Source organism: Undibacterium sp. TJN25 (genome assembly GCF_049339885.1).
In the GTDB taxonomy this organism is placed as follows: Bacteria; Pseudomonadota; Gammaproteobacteria; order Burkholderiales; family Burkholderiaceae_D; genus Undibacterium.
Genome location: NZ_JBMPPM010000020.1, coordinates 38,707 through 52,870, shown reverse-complemented (window position 1 = coordinate 52,870; position 14,164 = coordinate 38,707). Strand labels below are relative to the sequence as shown.

Annotated in this window: 17 protein-coding genes; 9 read left to right on the top strand and 8 right to left on the bottom strand. The window is 57.6% G+C overall.

Going from position 1 to position 14,164, the window contains the following annotated elements; genetic code table 11:
* The first annotated feature begins 289 nt into the window (after positions 1 to 289).
* The 3 genes from ACO0LO_RS28340 (at position 290) to ACO0LO_RS28330 (ending at position 1,711) form a co-directional block, all read left to right on the top strand.
* A complete protein-coding gene (locus ACO0LO_RS28340) occupies positions 290 to 493 on the top strand; it encodes a hypothetical protein (protein WP_422969785.1) in 204 nt (67 codons plus the stop codon).
* Between the two features lie 3 nt (positions 494 to 496).
* On the top strand, positions 497 to 799 hold the full coding sequence (locus ACO0LO_RS28335; protein WP_422969784.1) for a 3-hydroxyacyl-CoA dehydrogenase NAD-binding domain-containing protein: 303 nt from the start codon (positions 497 to 499) through the stop codon (positions 797 to 799).
* 156 nt (positions 800 to 955) lie between these two features.
* On the top strand, positions 956 to 1,711 hold the full coding sequence (locus tag ACO0LO_RS28330; RefSeq protein ID WP_422969782.1) for an alpha/beta hydrolase: 756 nt from the start codon (positions 956 to 958) through the stop codon (positions 1,709 to 1,711).
* Positions 1,712 to 1,987: 276 nt separating this feature from the next.
* Here ACO0LO_RS28330 and glmS read toward each other — a convergent pair whose 3' ends face one another.
* Positions 1,988 to 3,805, bottom strand: a complete 1,818-nt coding sequence (gene glmS / locus ACO0LO_RS28325; protein WP_422969780.1) for a glutamine--fructose-6-phosphate transaminase (isomerizing) — start codon at positions 3,803 to 3,805, stop codon at positions 1,988 to 1,990.
* A 196-nt stretch (positions 3,806 to 4,001) separates the two neighbouring features.
* Here glmS and ACO0LO_RS28320 point away from each other — a divergent pair, with 196 nt between their 5' ends.
* Positions 4,002 to 4,484 carry an Lrp/AsnC family transcriptional regulator gene (locus ACO0LO_RS28320; RefSeq protein WP_422969778.1) on the top strand — a complete coding sequence of 161 codons (483 nt, stop codon included), beginning with the start codon at positions 4,002 to 4,004 and terminating at the stop codon, positions 4,482 to 4,484.
* A 15-nt stretch (positions 4,485 to 4,499) separates the two neighbouring features.
* Here ACO0LO_RS28320 and ACO0LO_RS28315 read toward each other — a convergent pair whose 3' ends face one another.
* Positions 4,500 to 5,195: a Crp/Fnr family transcriptional regulator gene (locus tag ACO0LO_RS28315; protein WP_422969776.1), complete on the bottom strand. Its 696-nt coding sequence runs from the start codon at positions 5,193 to 5,195 to the stop codon at positions 4,500 to 4,502.
* A gap of 165 nt (positions 5,196 to 5,360) precedes the next feature.
* Here ACO0LO_RS28315 and ACO0LO_RS28310 point away from each other — a divergent pair, with 165 nt between their 5' ends.
* From ACO0LO_RS28310 to ACO0LO_RS28295, 4 genes are all read left to right on the top strand, one after another.
* Positions 5,361 to 5,939: an HD domain-containing protein gene (locus tag ACO0LO_RS28310; RefSeq protein WP_422969774.1), complete on the top strand. Its 579-nt coding sequence runs from the start codon at positions 5,361 to 5,363 to the stop codon at positions 5,937 to 5,939.
* Between the two features lie 140 nt (positions 5,940 to 6,079).
* Positions 6,080 to 6,835: a class II aldolase/adducin family protein gene (locus tag ACO0LO_RS28305; protein WP_422969773.1), complete on the top strand. Its 756-nt coding sequence runs from the start codon at positions 6,080 to 6,082 to the stop codon at positions 6,833 to 6,835.
* A 100-nt stretch (positions 6,836 to 6,935) separates the two neighbouring features.
* Complete coding sequence (locus ACO0LO_RS28300) at positions 6,936 to 7,787, top strand: SDR family NAD(P)-dependent oxidoreductase (protein ID WP_422969771.1); 852 nt, start codon at positions 6,936 to 6,938, stop codon at positions 7,785 to 7,787.
* A gap of 48 nt (positions 7,788 to 7,835) precedes the next feature.
* Complete coding sequence (locus ACO0LO_RS28295; protein ID WP_422969769.1) at positions 7,836 to 8,642, top strand: SDR family oxidoreductase; 807 nt, start codon at positions 7,836 to 7,838, stop codon at positions 8,640 to 8,642.
* An 85-nt stretch (positions 8,643 to 8,727) separates the two neighbouring features.
* On the opposite strand, the gene ACO0LO_RS28290 is transcribed toward ACO0LO_RS28295, so the two are convergent.
* The 6 genes from ACO0LO_RS28290 to ACO0LO_RS28265 form a co-directional block, all read right to left on the bottom strand.
* The gene (locus tag ACO0LO_RS28290; RefSeq protein WP_422969767.1) at positions 8,728 to 9,021 is read right to left on the bottom strand and encodes a GYD domain-containing protein; all 294 of its coding nucleotides are present in this window, start codon (positions 9,019 to 9,021) and stop codon (positions 8,728 to 8,730) included.
* 332 nt (positions 9,022 to 9,353) lie between these two features.
* On the bottom strand, positions 9,354 to 9,677 hold the full coding sequence (locus tag ACO0LO_RS28285) for an AzlD domain-containing protein (protein ID WP_422969765.1): 324 nt from the start codon (positions 9,675 to 9,677) through the stop codon (positions 9,354 to 9,356).
* Complete coding sequence (locus ACO0LO_RS28280) at positions 9,674 to 10,417, bottom strand: AzlC family ABC transporter permease (RefSeq protein WP_422969763.1); 744 nt, start codon at positions 10,415 to 10,417, stop codon at positions 9,674 to 9,676. The genes ACO0LO_RS28285 and ACO0LO_RS28280 overlap by 4 nt, the downstream gene beginning before the upstream one ends.
* Before the next feature lie 138 nt (positions 10,418 to 10,555).
* The gene (gene glmU / locus ACO0LO_RS28275) at positions 10,556 to 11,935 is read right to left on the bottom strand and encodes a bifunctional UDP-N-acetylglucosamine diphosphorylase/glucosamine-1-phosphate N-acetyltransferase GlmU (protein ID WP_422969761.1); all 1,380 of its coding nucleotides are present in this window, start codon (positions 11,933 to 11,935) and stop codon (positions 10,556 to 10,558) included.
* A 188-nt stretch (positions 11,936 to 12,123) separates the two neighbouring features.
* Positions 12,124 to 12,855, bottom strand: coding sequence for an anti-sigma factor (locus ACO0LO_RS28270; RefSeq protein ID WP_422969759.1), 732 nt, complete (start codon positions 12,853 to 12,855; stop codon positions 12,124 to 12,126).
* Positions 12,852 to 13,439, bottom strand: a complete 588-nt coding sequence (locus ACO0LO_RS28265; RefSeq protein ID WP_422969757.1) for an RNA polymerase sigma factor — start codon at positions 13,437 to 13,439, stop codon at positions 12,852 to 12,854. Before ACO0LO_RS28265 ends, ACO0LO_RS28270 begins: the two co-directional genes overlap by 4 nt.
* Before the next feature lie 379 nt (positions 13,440 to 13,818).
* Between ACO0LO_RS28265 and ACO0LO_RS28260 the strand changes: the two genes are divergently transcribed.
* Entirely contained in the window at positions 13,819 to 14,151 is a 333-nt protein-coding gene (locus ACO0LO_RS28260; RefSeq protein WP_422969755.1) for a DUF4148 domain-containing protein, read from the top strand.
* Positions 14,152 to 14,164: the final 13 nt, after the last annotated feature.

Here is a 14,164-nt window from a genome sequence, read left to right as displayed (position 1 = left end):
TTATAACGAACGGCGAATGCATTCGGCGCTAGGCTATCAATCACCCAATAAATTCGAAGCACAACTCGCTCGGCAAGCGGCTTAAATCTGGAAACCCGATTGGTCCAGCCCAAGGGGTTCAGTCCACTAGTAAGTCTCTTTATTTCGTCTAGACTTTGGGTAGTCATAACTTTTGCACGTCTCGTCATCAATATGGGTAATTTAGTGGCGTGAGCCAAAATTTGTTGCATTGGAAAAAATTTCTTCGCTAGTGATGCCAACTTTTATTTGTCCGTCAAGGCAATATTTATTGGGAGTACTTTGGAATGAAGAAAATCGCAATTGTCGGCGCTGGAGTGATTGGTGCAAGCTGGACCGCGTACTACGTGGCAAAGGTATGGACGTAATCGTCACCGACCCCGGAGACGGTGCCGAAGAGGCACTGCGCAAGTACGTGGCGGATGCCTGGCCATTAATCACGCGCATGGGCATTACTGAGGAAGCCGTGCCTTGACGCTTGAAGTTCCCGTTCAGCTTGAGGGAAGCGGTTTCGGACGCGGACTTCGTGCAAGAAAATGACCCAGAGCGGCCGGATTTCAAGGCAGACCTGTTCCACGACATCGACAGTTTCACTCCTCCGAATGCTATCTCGGCGTCAAATTCATCTGGCTTGACGATGGGCGTCATTCAGGCCAAGTTCCAGCGCCCAGAGCGCTGCGTCATACTGACAGACCAGGTGAAGCTATCTAAGACGAATGGCAAATTCCAGACCGTGCTGGTGCCAAGAGGTTCGAGCAGGCCCGAGTGGCTCTCGAACTGAATCACGGGACGAACTGTTTGATTTGGAAGGCGCTGCTCTCGCCAAGGTTATCAAATACGTGAGTCAAGAAGCTGAAGAGCGCCGGGTTTGGTTCTAGTCAACTGGGTGCGATTCTAAGGAAGTTGTGTACGAAATCTACTCAGGAGAACTATTGTCATGAACATCATCAACAAAACTCTTGCCATATTCTTGCTGGCGCTGGCCGGCACTGGCGTTTCCACAGTAGCAAATGCGGAACCAATCAAGAACATCGTATTGGTTCACGGCGCCTGGGCTGATGGCTCCGGCTGGAAGGGTATCTACGACATCCTGAAGCGCGACGGTTACAACGTCAGCGTGGTCGCCAATCCTGATACTGGCCTGGCCGATGACATCGCTGCGACACAGCGCACTTTGGACCGCCAAAATGGCCCTGTCGTGTTGGTCGGCCATTCGTATGGCGGTGTCATTATCAGTCATGCTGGCGTGGACCCGAAGGTCAAGGCGCTGGTGTATATTGCTGCTTTCGCTCCTGATATCGGCGAGTCGGCTGCCCAGTTCCTGCCGAAAGGTCCCTTACCGGGAACGCCGACGAAAGATGGCATCCTGTTCATGGACCGACCCACTTACTTGGCTGCCTTCGCTCCGGACGTCCCCCAGGATGTAAAGGAATTCATGGCAGACTCTCAGGTCCCCATCCAACTTAGCGGCGTCACCGCGAAGGCCACGACTGCTGCCTGGAAGGATAAGCCCACCTGGTACCTGGTCTCCCAGAACGATTTGATTATCCCGCCTGACAACGAACGCATGTTCGCGAAGCGTATGAAGGCGACGACTGAGGAAGTTGCCGGGAGCCATGTCCAGTTTGTAGCTCACCCCCAAGAAGCTGCAAAGTTGATTGAAGCAGCTGCCTATGGCGCTGGCTCCAAGTAATACCTGAAACCCTGCGAAGACCTTTACCTTGCGACGCGCGGTGAGGCAATTTTCCGCTCGCCCAAGGCGAAGGTGTACGTCAATGACTGGGTTTTCCCTCGCAGACCTGGAGCTGATTCTGTGGCTTCCCGTGAGCCGATTTCCAAGAGCACGATATCTATCCAGACTACGCCGAGCAAATGCCGGTAGCCGCGACGAACGGAAGTCAAGTTTCATCGAGCCGACGAGCCAGCACATCTATTTCGTCATAACACAACATGCATGGCAAAAAATGGTTTACTCCACCGTCACCGACTTGGCCAAATTCCTCGGCTTATCCACATCCGTCCCCCTCGCCAGTGCGGTGTGATATGCCAGCAACTGTAAAGGCACGGTATGCAGAATCGGCGACAGCTGGCCGTAGTGTTCCGGCAGCCGTATCACATGCATGCCTTCGCTGGGCGTGATGCGGGAATCGGCGTCGGCGAAGACATACAGTTCGCCGCCGCGGGCGCGGACTTCCTGCATGTTGGATTTCAGCTTTTCTATCAGTGCGTCTTTTGGCGCCACTGTCACTACCGGCATTTCCTTGGTCACCAGCGCCAGCGGGCCGTGCTTCAGTTCGCCGGCGGGGTAGGCTTCGGCGTGAATGTAGGAAATTTCCTTGAGCTTCAGTGCGCCTTCCAGCGCGATGGGGTAGTGCAGGCCGCGGCCAAGGAAGAGGGCGTTTTCCTTGCGGGCGAACTCCTCTGCCCAGGCGATGATCTGCGGTTCCAGTGCCAGCACGGCGCTGATGGCGACGGGCAGGTGGCGCAGCGCTTTCATGTGCTCCGCTTCCTGCTCATCGCTGAGACGGCCTTTGGTTTGCGCGAGAGACAGCGCCAGCAGGAATAGCGCTGTCAGCTGGGTGGTGAAGGCCTTGGTGGAAGCGACACCCACTTCGACGCCGGCGCGGGTGATGTAGGCCAGTTCGCATTCGCGCACCATGGCGCTGGTGGAGACGTTGCAGATGGTCAGCGTGTGCGGCATTCCTTGCGCGCGCGCATGTTTCAGTGCGGCCAGCGTATCGGCGGTTTCGCCGCTTTGCGAGATGGTGACGACCAGGCTATTGGGGTTAGGTACGCTGTCGCGGTAGCGGTATTCGCTGGCGATCTCGACGTTGACGGCGATCTTGGCGATGGATTCTATCCAGTATTTTGCAGTCAGCCCGGCGTAGTAGCTGGTGCCGCAGGCCAGGATCAGCACGGAATCGACCTGCTTGAAAATGTTGTAGGCCTTGTCGCCGAACAGTTCCGGCATGATGCCGGTAACGCCTTCCAGCGTGTCGCCGATGGCGCGCGGCTGTTCGAAGATTTCTTTCTGCATGTAGTGGCGATAAGGACCGAGTTCGGCGGCGCCGGTGTGGGCGTGCACGGTGCGCACTTCGCGCTGTACTGATTTGCCGTTGACATCCACGATCCAGCAGCGTTGCAGCTGCAGGTCAACCACGTCGCCTTCTTCCAGGTAGATGATCTGGTCGGTGGTGCCGGCCAGCGCCATCGCGTCAGAGGCGAGGAAATTTTCTCCATTACCGGTGCCGACGATCAGCGGCGAGCCCTGGCGCGCGCCGACCACGCGGTGCGGTTCGTCGCGGCAGAATACGGCAATCGCATAGGCGCCGGTCAGGCGCTTGACGGCTTGCTGCACGGTTTCAAACAGGTCGCCGCTATACATGTGGTCCACCAGGTGGGCGATGACCTCGGTGTCGGTCTGGCTCTCAAACACATAACCGGCGGCTTGCAGTTCCGCGCGCAGTTCTTCATGGTTTTCAATAATGCCGTTATGGACCAGCGCAATGCGCTCGCGTGAGAAATGCGGGTGGGCGTTTGATGAAGAAGGTGCGCCATGCGTGGCCCAGCGGGTGTGTGCGATACCGGTAAAGCCGGCCAGCCCGGTTTGCTGGATCTGTGCTTCCAGCTCTGCCACGCGCGAGGTGCTGCGCGAGCGCTGCAGCTTGCCGTCTACGTGCAGCGCCACGCCGCAAGAATCATAACCGCGATATTCCAGCCGCTTCAGGCCCTCTACCAGGATGGGAGTGATATTGCGTTGTGCGACTGCGCCGACGATTCCACACATGAGAGAGCCCCTTGATTGTTGTACTGATTGCCGTATTGGTTGTTGTATTAGTTTGTTCGTGATGTCCAAACTGTTGCATCATGCTAATGGGTTTGCTATGAAATTATCTTGCAATATTTTTATAATTTTGAATTTTAATTACTTGAATGGATTTATATGTTTAAATATTCCAAATTAACTTAATATTTGAAATTAAATGCCATTAAAAGATGTTCCCACAGTCCTGGACGAGCTTGATAAGCGCATTTTGCAGCAGTTGCAGCAGGATGCGTCGCTCACTAACCACGAACTTGCCGCGCGCGTGCACGCCTCGCCGCCCACCTGCCTGCGCCGCGTGAAGCGCTTGGTGGAAGAGCAGGTTATCGCCAAACAGGTGGCCATCCTCACGCCCGAGAAGGTCGGAGTCAGCCTGACGGCCATCGTGGAGATTACGCTGGATCATCAGGCGACGGAAAAACAGCTGGAGTTTGAAGCGCTGGTGGCGAATGAAAGCGCGGTGCAGCAGTGCTACCGTGTGTCGCCAGGGCCGGATTTTGTGCTGGTGATCCTGGTGGCGGACATGCCGGCCTACCATGCGCTGGCGCATCGGTTGTTTGCGACGCAGGCCAATGTGCGCAATGTGCGCAGCTTCTTTTCCATCCTGCGCAGCAAGTTTGAAACCAGGGTACCGGTGGAGTAGGGCGCTGCTCCTATTTTACCTTGCGGATTCGCTGAAGGCTTTCAGCTTGCTTTCCGATACCACCTCTATGTACGCGTAGCCAAGGTGGATCGCATCCTGTTCCACCAGCAGCTTTAATTCTCTCGACAATGTCTGGCGGGTGATGCCCAGCATCATCGCCAGCGATTCCTGCGACACCGGCAGGCGCGGCCGCACCTGTGTGGACATCGTTGCATCTCCCCTTGCCAACAGCAGCAGGCGGCGTGCAATACGGGCGCGGGTGGAGCGCAGCGTGGCGTCTTCGACGATACCGTACAGCATACGTATGCGCGCCGCCAGCATGGAAGACACCGCCAGCGCAAACACATTGCTGCCCATCAGCGTATCGAACACCGGACGCGGCAAGGTCAGTATTTCCACGTCGCCCATGGCGGTGGCGTCATGCGTGCGGGGTTTGTTGTCGATCAGCGAAATCTCGCCGAACCAGGTGCCGGGTTCCAGCACCACCAGGATCGCTTCCTTGCCGTCTTTGCTCAAGGTGGACATCTTCATCACGCCGGACACCAGCGCATGCAGGTTGCCGGGAGCATCCCCCTGGCGGAACAGCATCTCGCCGGGGCGCAGGCGCAGCAGTTCGGATTCGGCCAGCATGATCTTGCGCTCGCGCAAGGGCAGTGAGCCGAACCAAGGGTTGGCGGAGAGTTGGGGCAGCAGATCCAGGTTGGAAGACACGTGCTTGGCCTTATTCGATCAATTGTAAAAAATTTGACAGTTAAGAGTGTAGCCTAGTTGTAAGGTAGGCACACAAACCGGGTAGTAAAAGCTTATTGCCCCTTATTACCCCTATAAGAGCCACAAGCCGTGAGCCCAACCATTCACCAGCAAGGAGAGAGACAAATGAATGCACGCGCCAATTTCACCCGCATGCAGGACAGCACCCAGCAAGACTGGCAATTGATAGGCGGCGAGTTCCGCGAGTTTTCCAAGGGTTTGCCGGACCGCGTCATCAAGCATCTGCAAATCCTGGACGGCGACTACGGTGGGTTTCCCATCGACCGCTACACCCATTCGTTGCAGACCGCCACCCGCGCGCTGCGCGACGGCAAGGATGAGGAATACGTCGTCTGCGCGCTGCTGCACGACATCGGCGACACGCTGGGTTCCTTCAACCACCCCGATATCGCCGCCGCTATACTGAAGCCGTTCGTCGCCGATGAAAACCTGTGGATGGTGCAGAACCATGGCATCTTCCAGGGTTACTACTTCTTCGATCACATAGGTCTGAACAAGAATATGCGCGACCAGTTCGCCGGCCATCCGTTTTTTGAACGCACGGCCGAGTTCTGCGAGCTGTATGACAATCCGGCCTTCGACGCCAAGGCAGAAACCCTGCCGATGAGCGAGTTCGAACCCATGGTGCGCCGCGTACTTTCCCGTCCGCGCAACACCATCTACAAGGCGGCGATGAGCGAATAGCGGGCAGCGGCAGGTTTGCTGCAGACTTGCCGCCCATGCACTACCATGTAACTACCCTATATTGCATGCCGTATCTTTGGATGCCGGCGCATTGCATAGAGTTTGGCATTTAATTCAAGAAAATTTTCAGGAGACAAAACATGAATATCCCTTCACTGAAGGAAGTCGTCAGCGCAGAAGAATGGCAAGTGCGCGTGGACCTGGCGGCCTGCTACCGCCTCGTAGCCGCTTACGGCTGGAGCGATCTGGTGTTTACCCATATCAGCGCGCGCGTTCCCGGCCCCGAACACCATTTCCTGATCAACCCTTACGGCCTGATGTTTGACGAGATCACCGCGTCTTCGCTGGTCAAGGTAGACCAGCAGTGCAACAAGGTCATTGATTCTCCTTTCCCGGTCAACCCTGCCGGCTTCGTCATTCACAGTGCCGTGCATGAAGCGCGCCCGGATGTGCAATGCGTATTGCACACGCATACCCGCGCCGGCGTTGCCGTCAGCGCGCAAAAGGCCGGCATCTTGCCGATTTCGCAGCAGTCCACCTTCGTGCTGGCGTCGCTGGCCTACCATGAATATGAAGGCGTTGCTTTCCGCGATGAAGAAAAACCGCGCCTGCAAGCCGACATGGGCCGCGCCAATTTCCTGATGCTGCGCAACCATGGCTTGCTGACTGCAGGCAAGTCCATCGCCGACGCTTTCCTGTCGATGTACACATTTGAATCCACCTGCCAGATTCAGCTGGGCGCACAGGCCGGCGGCGAGCTGACGCACGTCAATCCGGAAATCGTCAAGGGCGTGTCGGAAGCAATGCGCGTGCAGACCGGCGGCCTGGGCGGCGCTTTCGTATGGCCTTCGCTGATCCGCAAGCTGGAACGCATGGACCAGAGCTATAAAACCTGAGTTTCCTGCAACAAATACTGAAAGCCCCAGGAGTATCTCCCGGGGCTTTTTCCATCATGCCGGCCTGGGCCGGACCACATAATTGATCAAAGGAATAAACATGTCTTTCGAAGGCAAGGTTGTCTGGGTGACCGGTGCATCATCAGGAATTGGCGAAGCGCTGGCCAATGCATTTTTCAAGCAGGGCGCATATCTGATTTTGTCGGGCCGCAGGGTCGCGGAGCTGGAACGCGTTGCGGCTGCCGCGCCGGAGCGTGCGCTGGTATTGCCGTTTGAAACCACGGATTACGATGCGTTGCCCCAATATGTAGAACAAGCCTGGGGCTGGCGCGGCAAGATCGACGTGCTGATCAACAATGCCGGCGTCAGCCAGCGCAGCCTGGCGCTGGATACAAAGCTGGACGTGTATCGCCAGCTGATTGAGGTCGATTACCTGGCGCCGCTGGCGCTGACGCAGCTGGTGTTGCCGCGTATGGTGGAGCAGCGCTCCGGCCACGTTGCCGTCATCAGCTCGGTGGCCGGCAAGGTCGGCACGCCTTTGCGCACGGGTTATTGCGGCGCCAAGCATGCGGTAATCGGCTATTTCGACGGTCTGCGCGCCGAAGTGGAAGCGGCTTACGGCATCAAGGTCAGTGTGATATTACCGGGTTCAGTGCAGACTTCGGTTGCCGTCAATGCGCTGGTCGGCGACGGCTCTTCACGCGGCCGCTCGGATGCCAACATCGACAACGGGATGCCGGTAGAAACCGCGGCGCAGATCATCGTGTCCGGCATGGCCGAGGGCAAGCGCGAGATTCCCGTGGCCGAAGGCAAGGAGCTGGCAGCGTTGAATTTCCGCACGCAAGACCCGGAACGCCTGTTCGACATGCTGGCCAAGGAAGGCGCGCGCCTGGCCGGCTTGCGCGAAGCCGGCGGATCGACAGACCCCAGCGACATTCGCTCCGAACGCTGATGCCGGCGCTGCCGGCTGATTAAAACATCTTTGACAAGAAAGAAAATAATGAGAGTAGTGATCATTACCGGCAGTTCCGACGGCATAGGCGCCGAGATGGCGCGCCAGCTGGCGAAAGCAGAGGGCAGCAAGCTGGCGCTGGTGCTGGCTGCGCGCAATGAAGACATGCTGAACCAGGTGGCAGCCGAATGCGCACAGTTTGGCGCACAGACGCTGGTCGTCAGGACCGACGTATCGGTACAGGAGCAGTGCAGGCACCTGATTGCCGCCACGGTGGAAAAGTTCGGCCGCATTGATGCGCTGGTCAATAATGCCGGGCGTTCGGCACACGCCTTATTTGAGGATGTGCTGGACCTCGCCTGGTATGAGGAGCTGATGCGTATCAACCTGTGGGGCAGCGTATGGTGTACCCATGCCGCGCTGCCTTACCTGAAACAGTCCAAGGGCAGCATCGTCGCGGTGTCGTCATTGGCAGGCCTGATCGGCGTGCCGGGCCGTACTGCCTACAATGCTACCAAGTTTGCAATGGCCGGTTTTTTTGAAGGGCTGCGGGCAGAATTAAAAGCCGCAGGCGTCAGCGTGACGACTGCCTATCCCGGCGTGGTCGCTACGCAGATACGCTACCGCGGTTATAACGCCGCCGGCGGCGCACTGGGCAGCAGCAGCCTGAAGGAAGACAAGGCGATGTCAGTGGAGGAATGCGCCGGCCTGATCGTGGACGGCATGAACCGCCGCAAGCGCGAGGTGGTGATGTCCTTCAAGGGCAAGCTGGGCCGCTTCATGAAACTGATTGTGCCCGGCCTGGTGGAAAACATGGCGCTGGCTGCCTTGAAGGAAGACGTCAGGCCGCACTAAGCGGCCCCGTTTTTTCGCGAGGTGCGAGGTCACGCGCTAATGCTCCTTGCACTTGTCTCCCGCCTGTTCTCTTGCCTGTTTCTGTCTACGGAAGTTTGCTGAGGATGGTATCCATTTCTTCCCTGGAAAACGCTTTCAGTGCCTGCAGCCGGACATTGCCGTTGGCGCTGATGGCGTAGCCGAAGGCGGCAATGGATGCGTCGTCGTTTGCCTCGGAGACCGACACCATGTCGTACTCGCCTGCGGTCCAGTACATGCCGGTTATTTTTACCCCGAATTTCCCTGCCAGCTCCCTGACCATGTCCGCTCGTTTCACTGAGTCCTTGACGGTGCGGATTCCCTGATCGGTAAATTTTGCGAGAGATATATAGGTCACCATGTCGATTCTCCAAAGTAGGATTGAGGCTCCGCATTGAAGTGAAGATGACGCCCGGCCTTTTGGATAAAAGGCAGCCCGGCAAGCGATATGCGGAGAAATCATTGCCGGAGATTCAGATTTCCCGGAGATAAGCGGATTGGAGCTTAATCACTGTTGGGCCGGAAAACTATTCCATGCGAGGAAAAGTGTGCCGGCCTGGTGGGAGAAATGCCTGATCAGTCGCTTAGAATGTAGACCATCCTGAGCGAATTGCAAGCATAGACTGCGGATAATGAGCCGTGATTTCTTGATGCAAGAATACGCGTATGTATCAGGTTTTTGGCAGCAATGTTTCATGCACCCACCCAGAATTGCCATGCAAAAAATACTGCCAGCCCGGCAATGATCGTCAGCATCTGCTTGCGGCTGGCGATACAGACTGCAATGGCGGCGACGGCGCCCATCAGCTGCGGGTTGCGCCAGTTCAGTTCCAGCCCGGCACCATGCGGCGCCAGTATCATCGGCACGATGATCGCCGTCAGCACCGTCACCGGCACAAAACTCAAGGCCAGGTTCAGCAGCGGCGGAAAGGCGATACGGTCGCCCAGGATGAACATGATGGCTTTCACAAACACCGTCACCACGGCCATGCCCAATATCATCAGCGTGTAATTCATGCGCCTTCTCCTTTCGGCATGGTTTTGCCTGTGCGCGTCAGCGCGATGCCCACTGCCACGCCGATGAATACTGCTGACAGCAGGCCCAGTTTGTACGGTAGCCCCTGCAGCAGATAAGCGAAGGTGCCCGCGGCCAGCGCGGCGCCGAACTGCGGCAACCGGTTCAGCTGCGGCACGATGATGGCGATGAAGGTCGCCACCATCGCAAAATCCAGGCCCAGGGTTTGCAGCTGCGGGAAGATGGCGCCGAACAGTAGTCCCACCAGCGTCCAAAGCTGCCAGTTGCCGTACATCGCCAGGCCGGAGCCGAGGAAGTACCAGTGGCCATTCGGCGGGTCCTTGCGCTGATAGTAACCCGCCATGACGGCAAAGGTTTCATCAGTCAGCAAGAATCCCAGCAGCCAGCGCCAGCGCGCCGGCAGGTGCGCCACATGCGGCAGCAGCGTGGCCGCATACAGCATGTGCCGCATGTTGACGATCAGTGTGGTAAACCAGATCACCAGCATGCCGGTATGGCTGGCCACCAGGCCTGCGGCGATAAACTGGCTGGAGCCGGCATACACGCTGAGCGACATCAGCTGTCCATGCCACGGCGCCATCGGGCTGGCCGCGACCAGCGTGCCGAAGATGATGCCGAAAGGCGCCGCGCCCACCAGCATGGGCAGGGTATCGCGCGCGCCGGCGGCGAGGTTGTTCAGCGGTGTGGGTTCTGTGTGCATGGGTGGACTGCTTATGCTCATTGCCGTTCTCCTGTAGCGCAGGATGATACGGCCTGGGATGCCGGCTGGCTTGTACCGGATTGCTGCTAAAGACAGAGATTCGATGCTGGCCGCATGGCGGGCAGGTTTGCTCCTTCACCCGCCATGCAGCCGCATTTTTTATTTTTTGATTTTAACCGGACGCTGCCAGTTTTCTATCGTTACCTGCCTGGCGCGGGATACCGTCAGCTTGCCTTCCGGGGCATCCTTGGTCAGCGTGGTGCCGGCGCCCAGGGTGGCGCCTTTGCCTACGCGCACCGGCGCCACCAGTTGTGAATCGCTGCCGATGAAGGCATCGTCCTCGATGATGGTGCGCGATTTGTTGACGCCGTCGTAGTTGCAGGTGATCGTGCCGGCGCCGATGTTGACGCGCGAGCCTATCGTGGCGTCGCCGATATAGGCCAGGTGGTTGGCCTTGCTGTGGGCGGCGACCTGGCTGTTCTTGACCTCGACAAAATTCCCGATGTGCACATCTTCCGCCAGTGTGGTGCCGGGGCGCAGCCGCGCATACGGGCCGATCTGCGATGCGGCGCCGACGGTGGCGTCTTCGATATGGCAGAAGGGCTTGATCACCGCGCCGGCGGCGATGTGCGCATTGGTGATCACGCAGTGGGCGCTGATCTTCACGCCGTCTTCCAGCGTGACCTTGCCTTCAAATATGCAGCCCACATCTATCGTCACGTCGCGGCCGCACACCAGGCTGCCGCGCACGTCGATGCGTGCCGGGTCCATCAGCGTAACGCCCTGTTCCAGCAGCGCCCTGGCGATATTGGACTGGTGGATGCGTTCCAGCTCGGCCAATTGCACCTTGCTGTTGACGCCCAGCGTTTCCCATACCGCATCCGGCTGTGCCGACACCACGGCAACGCCGTCGGCAACGGCGCTGGCGACGATGTCGGTCAGATAGTATTCGCCCTGTGCGTTGTTGTTGGACAGTTTTGCCAGCCATTGTTTCAGCTTCGCGGTCGGCGCTATCAGGATGCCGGTGTTGACTTCGGTGATGGCGCGCTCTGCTTCATTGGCATCTTTCTGTTCGACGATGCGCACAATCTTGCCGCCTTCCCTGACCATGCGGCCCAGGCCCGTCGGGTCCTGCATTTCAGCGGTGAGGATCGCCAGTTTGTCGGTGCCCGCAGCGGCAATCAGCCTTTGCAGGCTGGTGCCGGTGGTCAGCGGTACATCGCCGTACAGCACCAGGGTTGGCATCGCATCGTCCAGCACGGGGCCGGCCTGCGCGACTGCATGGCCGGTGCCGAGCTGCGGTTCCTGTTTTGCAAAACGCAGGTCATCCGCGGCGATAGCTGTAGGTACCTGCTCGCCGCCGTGCCCGTAAATGACGCAGATATTGGCTGCGCGGCCGCCATCTGTACCGGATTTCAGGCTGCGCGCCGTATCCACGACATGGGAGAGCAGCGGTTTGCCCGCCAGGGGATGCAAAACTTTTGGCAACGCGGACTGCATGCGTTTGCCCATGCCGGCTGCAAGGATGACGACGTTCATGGATTTTCCGTGATGAAGAGACAATGCTGAAATTTTAACATGGGGCTACTGCTGTATTGCGAGCTTTGGGACGCCGGCGGGTTTTGCCGCCACATTCATGGCGAATAAATTGGCAAAAAAAGGGACGCAATAGTGCGTCCCTTCTGTATGGCTTTTATGGCTTTATATCGCCGGGGCGGCTGACTGGCTCAAGTCTGCAGCCAGTTGCCCTTGAAGACGATAGGCCCGGTAGGTTTGTCGGGGTTGCCCGAGCCGCCTTTGGGTTCCAATGTCACCGCCAGCAAAGGCGTTGCCTGTTCGTTCATGTATTCAGGCATAGGCAAGGTGACGGTACCTTGGGCCGGCACCAGGCCCAGCGACCTGACCTTGCCATCCTTGTACACCGCCCACAGTTCCAGGCTCTTGTCGGCGCCGATGTTTTGTGCGGCAACCATGCGCACTGTCAGCTGGCGGCGTTTGGTGTCGCCGCTGATGACGGCAATCGGCTGCGCTTTGTCATCCGACAAGGTCGCGACATAGCCGGTAGCCGGCGGCGTGGTATCCACTTGCTGTTTGCTCAGCAGCAGCGATACCAGCACCAGTGCAGCCGCAGTGGAGGCCATGCCGAGGCCGCGCCAGAAGCTGAGGTCTTCCCTCAGGTTGCGCCAGAAGGCCCTGCGGTCTTCGACGCCGGCATTTTGAGCACCGTGCAGGTTCAGGCGTTTTTCCACTGCCTGCCAGACGCTGCCTGAAGGCTGCGCGCTTTTGGCAAATTCCGCCATCGGTAGCAGATTGCCCTGCCATTGCCTGACGGCCTGCTGCAAGGCATTGTCACTGCGCAGCCAGGTTTCAAAGCGGCGGCGCGCGCCGCCACGCAAGGTGCCCAGCACATATTCTGAAGCCAGCTTTTGCTGCAAGTCCGGCTTGTTGGCGATATTCATGCGGCCTCCAGTTTGGACAGGCAGGTGCGCAGCTTGTCCAGCCCGCGCCGTATCCAGGTCTTGACCGTGCCCATCGGCAGCTTCATCTGTTCCGCGACTTCGCTGTGCGACAGGTCATGGTAGAAGGCCAGCGCCATCGCCTGCCTGTGCAAGCCTTCCAGCTTGGAGAAGCAGCGCGCCAGTGCCTTGGCGTCCTGGGTCAGCTCCAGCGACTCGATCGGTGTCGGGTCGCCGGCTTCCAGCGCATTCATTACTTCCATATCAAAGTTGTCCGCATCGATTTCCACGTCGTGGTCCAGTCTGCGCAACAAGTCAAAGGCGCGGTTGCGCACAATGGTTGTCATCCAGGTCATGGGCGCGGCCAGGCTGGCCTGATAGCTGCCGGCGTTGTTCCAAATGTTGACAAAAGCTTCTTGCAACACCTCTTCCGCAAGCTCGCGCTTATTTAATATACGCAACGCGAAGCCAAACAGTTTCGGCGAACTTGCGTCATACAGGGATCGGAATGCATTTGCATCCTTGTTTGCCACTGCCGCGAGCCAGATATGCAGCTGGCCGGAGTCTATTTTGGGAGGTATCGACAATTTTGAATCCGTTTCAGAAAAAGTGACGTATCAGACAACAAACAGGCATCATCGCATTCTACGTCGAGACGTAAGGTTTACAACTTCATTGATACGTAATGCGTTGCTCTTTGGATTTATTTTTGAGAATTTTTGTTAAATCTGGCCTAAACTACGTACTTTCCTCGCTTTTCTCTTCCGCCTGTTCTAAGACTGTTGCTGAATCTGGAATAATATATTGCGGATTGTCGCCTTTATTGATATCTCCAAAGCCTATAGACTTCGCTCCATCGATGAGCACCACACCACGCAAGTGGAGATAGTGCGCGACTCACCGAGGCCGTTTGCGGAATGTTCCGCGCTCTGCCTGGAGTCCTCAACCTGATTTTGGAGAATTAACATGAACGCGAAACAATTATTTGCAGCTGTCGCCCTGATCGCAACCGGTTCTGCTTTTGCAGGCAACTATCAGGTTGGCGGCGAAGCGTATGCCAGCTTCCCTATCCCTTCAATGATCAAAACTACAACAGAAGCCAAAGCTGCTCCAACGACAGTTGCTGCTGCCGGCATCAGCACTTCCACTACCGGCAAAACACGCGCCGAAGTGATCGCTGAACTGGCCCAGGCCCGTGCTGAAGGCAATACGGTTGGCGGCGAAGAGTATGTTGCTTCCAACCCAGCGACACCTGCTCGCGTTGCTCCAGAAACTGTCAAAACTGCAACCAGCAAATAATTTGCCTGTATGT

Coding starts and splice junctions, on each gene's coding strand:
- ACO0LO_RS28330 (WP_422969782.1), top strand. CDS start 956: ATGAACATCATCAACAAAACTCTTGCCATATTCTTGCTGGCGCTGGCC.
- glmS (WP_422969780.1), bottom strand. CDS start 3,805: ATGTGTGGAATCGTCGGCGCAGTCGCACAACGCAATATCACTCCCATC.
- ACO0LO_RS28320 (WP_422969778.1), top strand. CDS start 4,002: ATGCCATTAAAAGATGTTCCCACAGTCCTGGACGAGCTTGATAAGCGC.
- ACO0LO_RS28310 (WP_422969774.1), top strand. CDS start 5,361: ATGAATGCACGCGCCAATTTCACCCGCATGCAGGACAGCACCCAGCAA.
- ACO0LO_RS28305 (WP_422969773.1), top strand. CDS start 6,080: ATGAATATCCCTTCACTGAAGGAAGTCGTCAGCGCAGAAGAATGGCAA.
- ACO0LO_RS28300 (WP_422969771.1), top strand. CDS start 6,936: ATGTCTTTCGAAGGCAAGGTTGTCTGGGTGACCGGTGCATCATCAGGA.
- ACO0LO_RS28295 (WP_422969769.1), top strand. CDS start 7,836: ATGAGAGTAGTGATCATTACCGGCAGTTCCGACGGCATAGGCGCCGAG.
- ACO0LO_RS28290 (WP_422969767.1), bottom strand. CDS start 9,021: ATGGTGACCTATATATCTCTCGCAAAATTTACCGATCAGGGAATCCGC.
- ACO0LO_RS28285 (WP_422969765.1), bottom strand. CDS start 9,677: ATGAATTACACGCTGATGATATTGGGCATGGCCGTGGTGACGGTGTTT.
- ACO0LO_RS28280 (WP_422969763.1), bottom strand. CDS start 10,417: ATGAGCATAAGCAGTCCACCCATGCACACAGAACCCACACCGCTGAAC.
- glmU (WP_422969761.1), bottom strand. CDS start 11,935: ATGAACGTCGTCATCCTTGCAGCCGGCATGGGCAAACGCATGCAGTCC.
- ACO0LO_RS28270 (WP_422969759.1), bottom strand. CDS start 12,855: ATGAATATCGCCAACAAGCCGGACTTGCAGCAAAAGCTGGCTTCAGAA.
- ACO0LO_RS28260 (WP_422969755.1), top strand. CDS start 13,819: ATGAACGCGAAACAATTATTTGCAGCTGTCGCCCTGATCGCAACCGGT.